This is a genomic window from Microcoleus sp. B3-D7 (assembly GCF_036705305.1).
Classification (GTDB): Bacteria; Cyanobacteriota; Cyanobacteriia; order Cyanobacteriales; family Microcoleaceae; genus Microcoleus.
Map to the genome: position 1 here is coordinate 1 of NZ_JAUBUE010000084.1, position 11,569 is coordinate 11,569.

The window sequence follows — 11,569 nt, forward strand, 5'->3', positions numbered from 1 at the left end:
TATCCTTTCTCTGCGCTGTGCTTATCTCAATGGTCAACTTTCCGCTTGATGTATTTGCAAAAGTGAGATGCACCCGACATATCTAACTTCTTTAATAGAGATAAGGATGAATTTGAATTTGATAGTAAGCAAGATGCCAAGCTATTCGCTGAGCAAATAGCAGCTTCGGCGAAGCAAATTATTGAACGTCAATTGGATGTCGCTTGTAAAGAGACGGATAAAAAGACTGAAAGCAGGATTAAAAAATTATCCGAGTCACTAGATAATGAAACTAAGCCTATTATTGAACGCGCTCAAGATCGGTTAAAAAGAGATTTTGATGTTATTTTTAAGCCAGATATACTCAAGCTAGCTGATATTTACATAGAAGTGAATACCCCCGATCTTGAATTCAGAGGGTATGGGTTATCTGATTTACTCGCAGCATTGTTAGAAGAAGCATTTGGTGGTTTGTTGGTGCAGTTTGCTGCTCGTTTAGTGGCAATGGTAGCTAACAGTCCAATACTGAGCGCAATTTATGGTGCAGTTAGCACCTTTTTTGGTTGGTTCCGTGTGGACTTAGACAAACTTGTATATAAAGAAATATATAGAGTTAACCTAATCCTTTTCAAGGCTGAAATAGTTAAATTCTTTGAGAATAAACTCGAAGAAATTCAAGAACAATCTAACCGATTGATTGAGCAATCATTGGAGCAACAAATTAAAAGATACTTTGAGGCTCTAGACTCTCTTCTAGGTGATTATAGGAAGGATTTGGAGCAATCACTAAAAGCTCAAGCTTTACCTTTAGAAACACTGAAAGAATTAAAGCAAGCGCTTGAATCATTTTCAGTAGGTAATGATAAATTACAGGTGGATAAATTGAAAGAGAAGGCTAATGAACTTATGAGTCAGACAAAACCATTAATAGCAAGCTGAGATGCGCTTACGTTTTTTACTAATTTAAGATTTTTGGAACAGGAACTTATTAACTAAACTAGCTTTGTTCACAGCAATATCAGTCAAATATGGAATAAGTGCAAAACCGATACACTCTGCTAAACGGGGCGGCACGGCATTTCCAATTTGCCACATTGCCTTTTTCATAGAACCTTCAAAAATAAATGAATCCGGGAAACTTTGCAATCTAGCCATTTCGCGAGCTGAAATCACGCGATTGAGATAAGGATGAATATGAGTGCCGCCGTGATTTTCTTTAACAGTCATGCTCGGTTTTCCCGGATACTGTCGCTTGAAAGCATCGGCGTAGCTTTCATACAAAGAACCGCCTGGTGGAACTTTAGCAAGTCTTTCCATGTACTCAACAGAATGACGAGTCCATTCGTGGTTAATTTCCGGTATGGGAGTATACTCTGGTAAATCATCAATTGCTGACTCAATCGCTTTGTATTGTTCCGACAACAATTGCGGCTTCGGATAGGGATTTTGCATCCCAAATCTATTGGCAATAAAAATGGCTCGCGGCCTGATTTGCGCGACTCCATAGGCGGCTGATTCAAGAACAGCAACGGACATATGGGGATAGCCAATTTCCCGAAAAGCCTCGCAAATCGCTTGCTTAACAGCTCCTTTTTGTATAGTCAATATTCCGGGTACGTTTTCCATGACAACATACCAAGGACGTATTTCAGAGACAACGCGGACAAACTCTCTAAATAAGCGATTTCCAGGGTCGTTGGGGTCGCGTTTTCCTGCAACTGAGAAGCCTTGACACGGCGGCCCGCCTACAACAACATGAACTTCTGGCGAACCAATTTCAGCGAGCAACTTTTGGGGATTTAAGTTTTTTATATCGTCGCACAAGTGATGGCAATCGGGAAAGTTTTTTGTATGAGTTGCCGAGGCTATGGCATTAATTTCAACACTTGCTACTGGTCGAAAACCTGCTTGCAATAAACCTTGGGTCATGCCGCCCGCACCGCAAAAAAGATCGACAAATGTATAGTCGGATTTTGGCAGTGACTGAGATTCAACATCAATGAATATCTTGTAGGGGTCGCAGTCATTTGCTTCTAGTTCGCGTTGGATTCGTTCGTAACGCCCTAATTTTGCTTTCTTCTGCTTTTTGGCAGGAATTGGTTCTGACTCATTTGAGAATAAAGACAGTTGTATTGCTTGCATTTTATATTTTTTTACTGCGTTCTATCTGATGTTGCCCATTTCGGGCAGGGTGTAGGGCTCGATCGCGCTTGGAGTCGGAGAGTGCGATCGTCGTATTGTACATCTGCGCGGGGATGAAAGACTCAGAAACCCTGTTTCTGAAAGCAACCAGGTTTTTGTAGTTTGGGCGATCCGCTACAATATGCTAAACCTCGTTAGCTGGCATTCTTCTCTATTCGCCAATAAATGGTTCCAAATGAATAGCCATTAATATTTTGGTTTGACTTCGCCCTTGAGTGCATTTACTCAAAAAGTATTGCGATTTTCAGGGTTATTCGCTAGAATAGCCAACCTGTCAAGTAAAAAAATCCCACCAACGAGACAGACATTTCCGACATTCGCTTATGACCATTGCCTATACTCCACCTTGGCTGCTGAACAACGGCATATTAATGACGTTGTACACCGCATTAAGGGCTAGTCGCGGTTGGGAAAAGACGATCCCTTACCCAGAACCCCCTTACCGAGAACACATCTTTACTGGCGCCTGTGGAGTCCCGATTTTCGGCTGGGTGGCCATCCCCGAAAATCCCCGATATACGATTGTCGGCACTTACGGCATTACTGGCGATCTGGATAATCAATGGTATCTCAAGCTACTAGGCCGTAAAGCCTATGCCCAAGGCTGTGCAGTGGTATTATTTGACTGGCGAGCTCACGGCAAAACTGCCCAACTCTCTCCCACCCTGACTTCTGATGGCCTATACGAAGGCGAAGATTTCGTTCGGATTGCTGCCGCTGCTAAAGAAATGGGATGTCCCGCCCCTTTTTGGTTCACGGGTTATTCCCTGGGCGGACAATTAGCCTTGTGGGCCGTAAAATCAGCTCAGACGATCGCAGATTGGGGGCCTGACTTAGGGATCGAAGAGTCAGAACTAGCAGGCGCGGCGGTGATTTGCCCCAGCTTGGACTCGAACCGTTCTCTGTCTTATCTAGTTAAAGATGAGTGGGGGAAATTTTTAGAAAAAGCGATCGCGCGACAGTTAAAAAAACTAGCAAAAAACATCGCTAAAACGCATCCAGGGGCGATCGATCCAGCCGCTATTGAACGCGCCAACAGCATTTGGGGCTTTGACCACGAACTGGTAATTGGCCAGTTAGGTTTCTCCTCTGTGGAAGAATACTATGACGCTAGCAGCGCTCTACACATTTTGCCTCACCTCAAAAAACCCACTTTCATCCTTTATGCAGCCGACGATCCGATGTTTGACCCGGTGCTTGTCCCTGAGTTGCAAGCCATTAGCGCGAACAATCCTGCCTTAGAATTAGTGGTGACAGCCTACGGCGGTCATGTTGGGCATATCAGTAGTAAACGTTGTCAGCATCAATTTGCTGATAGCGATCGGTGGTGGGCATGGAATCGGATTTTACAGTGGTTCGATGCCTTGAGTGTGGAGTGAACTACCAGACGCTGACGACTTAAGTGGTACAGCGCTGGCTTCCTGATTCAACGGGGCGGGGCCTCCAACAAAACCGAAGTTTTACCAGATCGACTTACATCCCCTCCGCAGGCAGAAGCGCTAGTTCCTAACGCCAAAATCCGCAAGGCTTCATTTCTAATGTTGATGGCGGCGTTGACATCACGGTCGTGGTGAGTACCACAATGCTGACAACTCCATGCTCTAACATCAAGAGTGAGATTATCAACTCGATTTAGGCATACATAGCAAGTCTTAGAGCTAGGAAACCATCTATCGATTTCAACGTATTGTTTTCCTTCACTCTCCGACTTGTACTTAAGCATCGTGCAGAACATACCCCAGCCAACGTCACTAATGGCTTTGGCTAAATTATGATTCTTTACGATGCCTTTGATGTTGAGATTTTCCACTGCAATAACTTGGTTTTCGTTAACTATCTTGCGGGATAGCTTGTGTAGAAAATCTTCCCGGCATCGGGCAATCTTGGAGTGAACTTTTGCCACCGCCCGTCTTGCCTTTTTTCGATTCTGACGGCCTTTCTTTTTGCCATCAAGCTTCTGCTGTTTACGTTTTAAGTTTCGTTGACGTTTGACGAAATACTTGGGATTACCGAACTTAGAACCATCACTGGTAATCGCAAAATGAGTTAACCCTACGTCAATGCCAATAGCTTTATCTACTGGGACTAACTCAGGCTGTTCTTTCCCATCGTCAATTAAAACAGAAACAAAGTGTTTGCCGTCCGGGTTGCGAGATACGGTAACGGTCTTGATATCGCCCTCAAAATCACGATGTCGCCGACAGAAAACTAAACCAATCTTAGGTAGGTTGATATAGTCACCGTCGAATTTGACATTTTGAGGGTAGCTGATCGACTGCCTGCCATGCTTGGCTTTGAACTTGGGCAGCATCGCCCTCTTGTCAAAGAAGTTTTTGTAGGCAGTTGATAAATTCAATGCAACCACCTGCAAGCATTGAGAATAAGGTTCTTTTAACCATTCGTATTCTTTTTTGAGTGCAGGGAGCAAGCCTTGTATGTATGCCCTAGATAGTCCTTTGCCAGTATTCTTGTAAGTTTCTTGACATAGATTCAAAGCATAGTTCCAGAACCATCTCCAACAGCCAAAAGACTTTGCAAGCAAGACATCTTGCTCATCTGTGGGATAAATTCTGTACTTGTAAGCTTTATACATTTATCAAGGTTGCAGAATACCGATAAAATCATCATAGCCCACAAAAAAACGATATTGATTTGCTGTCGCTCAATTTATTTTTTGGCTCATTTTCATCCCGACGCTCACCTTCGGTAGAGCGCGGGACTTCCCATTCACATTAGTTAAGATTATCAAATAAAACCTTAACACTCCTCGCCTATAGTTGCGAGGATGAAAAGATTAGGGGGTTTAATCCCTCCAGTCCAGAACTTTAAAACTATTTCGCAAAATTACTAGACATTTGGGCAAAAGCTGAATGGCTTACTGGGACTTAATTGTGCATAATTTGCACAGCCCTGATTTGAGTTTAGATACGGGGCGATCGCATCAAAACCAAAGAAACCGGGTTTTTGGCCGTGGCGATCGGTTTTAACGAAGTATTTTCGTCAAAAACCCGGTTTCTGACTGCCTGCGCGTCAAACCAAAGAAACTAAAGAAACCGGGTTTTTGGCCGTGGCTGTCGATTTTAACGCAGTATTCTCCTAAAAAACCCGGTTTCTGACCACCCGGCCTCGATTTTCAGCTTTTAGAGAGAGGTAAAAAGTCCCCCGATCGCTACACTATTAACTAGGAACTCAGCAATTTTGGAGAAGAGGTGAATTGAAATTCGTTTCCGACCCGCAAATAAAAGTTAAAATCCGCAAAATGAACGAGCGGGTGCGGTGGCAAGAAAAATCGATCGTCGATCGGGGAATCGACCAAACTCGGATGGTTTTGGAATCTCCAACCACCGACTCTCCAGAGTTTTCGTTTTTAGTCGTAGGCGACAGCGGCACGGGCAACCACCGCGGCTACAATCCCCAGCGGCAGATTGCCGAACAGATGGTCTCCGAACGCGAAACTTGCCGTTTCGTCCTCCACACGGGCGATGTCGTTTATCTCGTCGGTTCCAGCGAATATTACTTGCAAAACTTTATTCGCCCCTACCGAGAATTTATAGTCGGCGGCGAGCATCCCTCTCGCATTGCCTACGATCGCATGGTGTTTAATTTTCCGTTTTTGCCCGTACCGGGAAACCACGACTATTACGACTTGCCGATAGTCTACGGCATTCTTTCGGCGACAGCTTTGCCGTTGCGCCGACTGTTGGGTTCCAAGTTGGATCTCGATGTCGGCTGGCACGGTTCCGATCGCGGAAATACCTACGCCAAAGCCTTTCTCGACTACCTCAAAGCTCACAAATTGCCGGGAGAGCTCGATCGCCACCTAGACGCCCACTACACCGCCAGCACCAGCACAGGCCGCTGCATCCGCTACCAACCCGGACGCTTTACCCGCTTACCCAACCGCTACTACACCTTCCGCAGCGGCGGCATTGACTTCTTCGCCCTCGACTCCAACACCTTCAACGAGCCCTTACCGATCCCGAAAACCAAACAGGGCGACATTCGCCGCCAGAATTTGGAACTCGATCGCCAGAAGTTGGAACAAGAAAAATTGGCAATGATCGAAATGTGCGATCGGCTCAACCCCCAAATTCCCGAGGAAGCCGAACAGCTAGACGACTTAGCCGCCAAGTTAGAGCAAGTTGACGAAATGTTGATGGATATTGACAAACAACTGTCGCCCGACAAAACAGCCGCCACCGACGTTGAACAGCTCGAATGGCTGAAAAAAAGGCTGATTGACTCTTGGCGCGATTCCGAGGTGCGGGGGCGGGTAATTTACCTGCACCACCCCCCCTACGTGACTGAGGCGACAAAGTGGAATCAAGCCCAAACTTTGGCGGTTCGGTTGCGATTGCGCGAGGTGCTCGACGGGGTGGCCGATGCTGTTGGGGATGTGGCGCGGGGTCGTCCGCTAGTAGATTTGGTGCTGACAGGCCACGCTCACTGTTTGGAATACCTGCGGACTGGGGATACCGGACACGGCGACTCCGGGATTAATTGGATTGTCTGCGGGGGAAGCGGCCACAGTCTCCGCCGCCAGCGCCCGGAAGGGCCGATGTTGCAGGAACCATTGAGTCCAGAAGCTTATCGCTTGGCGCGTGAGGGCGGGCGATCGGAAAAAGCCGCTCGGCGGATAGCGGAATCTTTGCTATTTGTCGGCCGCAGCGGTCAAGGTTCCCACAAACGCCGTCCTTATTCGTGTTTGCGGATTGATGTTCTCGACGGGTGTCCCCCGAAGTTCCGCATCCGACCTATGGTTGTGGAACGATTTGAGGGGAAATGGCAGGAGATCTCGATCGAACCTTTTGTGATTTAACTTTCGTTTTTCTGCAAGTCTCGATCGCCCTTAAAAAGGTGGACTTTGACAGATTCCGGTTCCCCCTTTTTTAAGGTTAGAGGCGATCGAGAGCCGAATGCTCGCACAAAATACTTGTATCAATTTAGTTCAGGACAAAAATTCAATGATTGCTAACTTAACCGCTACCGGCTGGGAAATTATTTACCACCGCGCCCATGCTTTGCTCGCCGCCCAACTTGGAGGACAGTGGAAGCGCTCGAAATCTCCGCTTCGCCTCTACGAAACCATAGCCGCGATTTCGCATCACGATGATTTGGAGAAAGAGTGGGAAGAAAATATTTTGACTGAAGCGGGCGCGCCCTTTGATTTTACGTTGCAGACGGAAACTTCTCTGCCTAAAATTAAAGCCATGACGGAGAATTCCCTATATCGTGGTAGGTGGGTAGCAATGCTGATTTCTATGCACATGAGCTATCTCAATGAAGGAAAGCGGGGAGAGTCGAAGGAACTCGACGAATTTTTGGACGAACAACTGGAAAATCAAAAAAAATGGCGCAAAGAGTTGCAAATTTCCGAGGAAGATGCTAAGGCAGCTTATGCTTTTTTCCAGTGGTGCGATCGGCTCTCATTAATTCTTTGCAGCCGCGAGTTACCCGCCGGAGAACGAGCTTTAGAAATTAGTGTCGGCCCGGACGGCAAGCGCTACGATATTGTACAGCACAGCAACGAACTCGTGACTGTAACTCCTTGGCCTTTTGAAGAAGATAAGTTTACGGTGAACGTCGAAGCGTGCCTTTTGGATAAAGTCAAGTTCGACAGCAACAAGGAAATCAAGGAAGCGTTGCACAAAGCTCCCCGCGAAGTCTTAGAGTGGACTTTTGTCAAGTCTTAATTAAACCTCTAGCACAAATACTGCACCGTTCTAGGTTTGTAGCGAGAACTTAAGTCCCAGCGAGTTTGATGAGGACTTGAGTTCTCGCTACAAACCAATTTGATTGTTGCCAATTGACCGGACATAATATTATCAATGAGCAATTACCAATTATCAATTACCCCTTACCAATTACCAAAGATGAAACGTTCAGCTTGCCTAATTTTCAATCCCGTCGCCGGTAACAGCGACCCCGACCAAGACTTAGCTAAAATTCAGGAACTTTTAGAGCCTCTTATTGACTTAGACATTCGGCTGACAACCCCCGAATTAGACGCAGATCAAATCGCCCGCGAAGCAGTTGATAGAGGAGTTGAGGCAATTATTGCTTGCGGGGGCGACGGCACATTATCCGCAGTTGCTGGGGCGATTGTCGGCACAAATATTCCTTTAGGAATTATTTCGCGGGGAACGGCTAATGCTTTTGCTAATGCTTTAGAGATTCCGAATACAATTGAAACCGCCTGCGAAAATATTTTGGGAGGGTTGACGCGGGTGGTGGATGCGGCGATTTGCAACGGTGAAATGCCGATGGTTTTGTTAGCTGGAGTCGGTTTTGAGGCGGAAACCGTCGAACTTGCCGATCGCGAAATGAAGAATCGCTGGGGAATGCTGGCTTACATTCTTTCAGGAATTAAACAGTTAAACAATTTAGAAAGATTTGAAGCGGAAATCGAAACCGAAGATAGAATTATCAGCCTTACTGCTGTGGCCGTCACCGTGGCGAATGCAGCGCCACCTACTTCCATTTTAGCTCAAGGCCCGGCAGGAATTATTTTTGATGACGGCTTGCTGGACGTGACGCTGGTGGCGCCTCAGAATAAAGCTGGGGCGATCGCAGCTTCTTATCACCTATTGCAAACAGCTTTGAGCGGCAATGCTACGGATCGCGACGACATCGGTTATTTGCGGGCAAAAAAAGTAACAATTAGTGCCGATCCGCCTCAAAAAGTGGTTGTAGACGGCGAAATCATCGGCATGACTCCGGTTTCTATTGAGTGCGTTCCGGGAGGTTTAACTATTTTTGTACCGCGAGTTGAAGAAGATCCCGTGGTAGAAAAACTCACCGGTTTAGCGGACATCGAAATTACATTGAAACCCTTAGATGAAAATTTTTAGCGATACAAACAATAAGAAAGACCGCGCGGGCGGTCTTTTATTTTTAGGCGTCTAAGATTTGGCGAATGCGGCGCTCCAAACGTTCGAGATCGAGTCCGCCTTCATCGCGGCTGATGCGGCGCACGGTGACGTTAACATTGCTCAAATCGGCCAGCAAATCTTGGAGGATTTCTTGTTGCTGCCGAGCTTGAGTTATTTCGCGCGGTTCCTGCACCAAATCGCGAACAATGGTATCTTCGGCGCGCGAAGCAACGATCGGGTCTGCTTCGCCGTCTACGTGCACGAAAGTGCGCCGACCGGGCCCCCGTTCTTCTTCAATTGGTATTACTGCTGTTACTCGGTCGGAGCGTACATATTTGCCAAATCCTAGGTGGACTAAGACAGAAGATTGTATTTTCATAGATAGCAAATTTTATTTGTTAGTTATCTACATTTTAACTCTTAAAAATTGGAAATTACAACTAATATCAGAGCTATCTTTACTACAAGATATGTCGGTTTTTTCTCAAAATTATAGTGGTCATCTAAATTAAAAAATGCTAATATTTTTTACTATATTCCCATGCTGCGGCCGGGGTTAAAATATTCGCATAATCCGACAGTACGGCCGGGGTTAAAATATTCGCATAATCCGACAGTACGATCGGGGTTTCAACCCCTGACGGACTGTAGGAAGATGGCAAATCTCGCACTGTTAGATTACTGTAGGAAGATGGCAAATCTCGGATTGTGCGAATCTCGGACTGTCAGTGCGCGACAGTTGGCTGATGGGTTAACATAAAATTAGAGCAGTTTGCGATCGCCCGCAGCGCATTTCAGGGACATAGCCTACCGATTCTAGATTTGAGCATTACTTCCACGGAAAAACAGGAAAGCCTAAATCATGCCAATTAGTCTCGACTTAGTTATCAGCCTCCTGACGGCAATTCCCTTCGGCACTATCAAAGACAAGCTTCAGCGCAACGAAGCTGTCATCAAATTATTAAAAAGATTTAACCTCGATCCGGATGCTCCGCCCGCAGATTTTAGCGGAGTTTATGTTTATACTTTAGTAGAATACGGCGCTGGTAAACCGAAGCAGATTTTAGAACTGTTTCGCCAAAAAGAGATTGAATCAGCATTTCGCAAAGCTTTCGAGTCCGATAGCCCAGCCATTTTAATTCAAGCAGGCGATGAATATCTGAATGAGAGTGCTTTAGGCAAAGAAATTCGAGATTTAGGCATTGACCCCCGACGGGAATTCATGGCATTTGCCGCCGTGTTTATGGAAGTAGCAAAGCGGACGCGGACGCTGGGAGATGTGATGGTGGGAAATGCGCTCGCCTCTTTGCAAAAACGCCTATCTATGGTAATGGATCGCATCGAACGCCTCCCCACTATCGAAGGAATTCGCACCGAATTTGCACGACTGGAAGCTGAAGATTATCCCGCACTTCCCGCTGCAGCATCAACTAATATTCAAAAGTCTAAAGTTTTTATTTTATCGCAACAAGTTCGAGGTTGGTTTGAAACATTAAGTTATCGGTTTGAGAAATATGAAATTTGGGAAGATAACTATTTTGAATGGATTATCAATGTTCCCGTCAGACGCAATCGGTACGATCGCATTTTAGTGCGCGGAATTGCCCGAGAAGCGGGACTCAGAGACATCTCAGCTTTGCGCGAGTCGGTGGAAAGACAGCGCACCGATGAAGGGTGGTTAGTCACAGCCCGCCGCATCAGTCGCGCCGCGCGAGATGAGGTAGAGAAAGCCGAAAATCTTAATTTAGCTTGCTATACTTTTGATGAATTACTCGACCAAGATGCCGATTTCACCGCTTATCTGGATTGGCTAGAAACAGAAATTACTCGCCGAGAAATTGATACCAAATATGTGCCGCTAGCCTGTACGAAAGAAGAAATTGACCCCGATACTCACCGCAAGATAGGCGTGAGTCATTATGACGGGCGAGATGGCTGGATCGAAGGTTATATTGACCTGTGGTTGAATGACCCAGTAAAAGAACACATTTCAGTTTTAGGAGAATTTGGAACCGGGAAAACTTGGTTTGCGATGCACTATGCTTGGATGGCGCTGCAACGCTACCGAGATGCTCAAAAGCGCGGCTTAGAACGTCCGCGTTTGCCGTTAGTAATTCCTTGGCGAGATTACGCGAAAGCAGTTAGCGTCGAGTCGCTATTTTCCGAGTTTTTCTTTCGCAAGCACGAGATACCTTTGGCGGGTTATTCGGCCTTTGAACAACTGAATCGCATGGGCAAATTTCTGCTAATTTTCGATGGTTTTGATGAAATGGCCGCTAAGTGCGATCGGCAGGAAATGATTAACAACTTTTGGGAATTAGCAAAAACCGTCGTTCCCGGCGCAAAAGTCATCCTCACTTGCCGTACTGAATACTTTCCTGAAGCCAAGGAAGGACGGGCATTGTTAAATGCAGAACTGCAAGCATCAACAACCATTTTATACCAAATCCGGTTATCATAGAATACTAACAAATCAACGATAGTTAAACCAATGATAATTGGTCAGGTTTTTGATT

At 46.0% G+C, this 11,569-nt stretch carries 9 protein-coding genes; 6 read left to right on the forward strand and 3 right to left on the reverse strand.

Annotated elements, in window-relative coordinates; all coding sequences use genetic code 11:
- The first annotated feature begins 192 nt into the window (after nt 1-192).
- Nucleotides 193-918 (forward strand): hypothetical protein, encoded by a 726-nt coding sequence (locus tag QUB25_RS28565; RefSeq protein ID WP_333188696.1) that lies wholly within the window; start codon nt 193-195, stop codon nt 916-918.
- Nucleotides 919-942: 24 nt separating this feature from the next.
- On the opposite strand, the gene QUB25_RS28570 is transcribed toward QUB25_RS28565, so the two are convergent.
- Complete coding sequence (locus QUB25_RS28570) at nt 943-2,121, reverse strand: DNA cytosine methyltransferase (protein ID WP_333188697.1); 1,179 nt, start codon at nt 2,119-2,121, stop codon at nt 943-945.
- Between the two features lie 383 nt (nt 2,122-2,504).
- On the opposite strand from QUB25_RS28570, the gene QUB25_RS28575 reads away from it, so the two are divergent.
- Entirely contained in the window at nt 2,505-3,560 is a 1,056-nt protein-coding gene (locus QUB25_RS28575; RefSeq protein ID WP_333188699.1) for an alpha/beta fold hydrolase, read from the forward strand.
- A gap of 47 nt (nt 3,561-3,607) precedes the next feature.
- On the opposite strand, the gene QUB25_RS28580 is transcribed toward QUB25_RS28575, so the two are convergent.
- Nucleotides 3,608-4,774 (reverse strand): RNA-guided endonuclease TnpB family protein, encoded by a 1,167-nt coding sequence (locus QUB25_RS28580; protein ID WP_333188701.1) that lies wholly within the window; start codon nt 4,772-4,774, stop codon nt 3,608-3,610.
- 621 nt (nt 4,775-5,395) lie between these two features.
- Here QUB25_RS28580 and QUB25_RS28585 point away from each other — a divergent pair.
- The 3 genes from QUB25_RS28585 (at nt 5,396) to QUB25_RS28595 (ending at nt 9,032) form a co-directional block, all read left to right on the forward strand.
- Complete coding sequence (locus QUB25_RS28585) at nt 5,396-7,000, forward strand: metallophosphoesterase (RefSeq protein WP_333188703.1); 1,605 nt, start codon at nt 5,396-5,398, stop codon at nt 6,998-7,000.
- A 145-nt stretch (nt 7,001-7,145) separates the two neighbouring features.
- Entirely contained in the window at nt 7,146-7,874 is a 729-nt protein-coding gene (locus QUB25_RS28590) for a DUF3891 family protein (protein ID WP_333188705.1), read from the forward strand.
- A 180-nt stretch (nt 7,875-8,054) separates the two neighbouring features.
- A complete protein-coding gene (locus QUB25_RS28595) occupies nt 8,055-9,032 on the forward strand; it encodes a YegS/Rv2252/BmrU family lipid kinase (RefSeq protein WP_333060346.1) in 978 nt (325 codons plus the stop codon).
- A gap of 43 nt (nt 9,033-9,075) precedes the next feature.
- On the opposite strand, the gene QUB25_RS28600 is transcribed toward QUB25_RS28595, so the two are convergent.
- Nucleotides 9,076-9,432, reverse strand: a complete 357-nt coding sequence (locus tag QUB25_RS28600) for a hypothetical protein (protein ID WP_006631047.1) — start codon at nt 9,430-9,432, stop codon at nt 9,076-9,078.
- A 483-nt stretch (nt 9,433-9,915) separates the two neighbouring features.
- On the opposite strand from QUB25_RS28600, the gene QUB25_RS28605 reads away from it, so the two are divergent.
- Complete coding sequence (locus tag QUB25_RS28605) at nt 9,916-11,514, forward strand: NACHT domain-containing protein (RefSeq protein WP_333188707.1); 1,599 nt, start codon at nt 9,916-9,918, stop codon at nt 11,512-11,514.
- Nucleotides 11,515-11,569 lie beyond the last annotated feature (55 nt).

Bases quoted from the DNA above. Each gene is read 5' to 3' on its own strand.
- QUB25_RS28570 (WP_333188697.1), bottom strand. From the start codon at position 2,121: ATGCAAGCAATACAACTGTCTTTATTCTCAAATGAGTCAGAACCAATT.
- QUB25_RS28575 (WP_333188699.1), top strand. From the start codon at position 2,505: ATGACCATTGCCTATACTCCACCTTGGCTGCTGAACAACGGCATATTA.
- QUB25_RS28580 (WP_333188701.1), bottom strand. From the start codon at position 4,774: ATGTATAAAGCTTACAAGTACAGAATTTATCCCACAGATGAGCAAGAT.
- QUB25_RS28590 (WP_333188705.1), top strand. From the start codon at position 7,146: ATGATTGCTAACTTAACCGCTACCGGCTGGGAAATTATTTACCACCGC.
- QUB25_RS28595 (WP_333060346.1), top strand. From the start codon at position 8,055: ATGAAACGTTCAGCTTGCCTAATTTTCAATCCCGTCGCCGGTAACAGC.
- QUB25_RS28600 (WP_006631047.1), bottom strand. From the start codon at position 9,432: ATGAAAATACAATCTTCTGTCTTAGTCCACCTAGGATTTGGCAAATAT.
- QUB25_RS28605 (WP_333188707.1), top strand. From the start codon at position 9,916: ATGCCAATTAGTCTCGACTTAGTTATCAGCCTCCTGACGGCAATTCCC.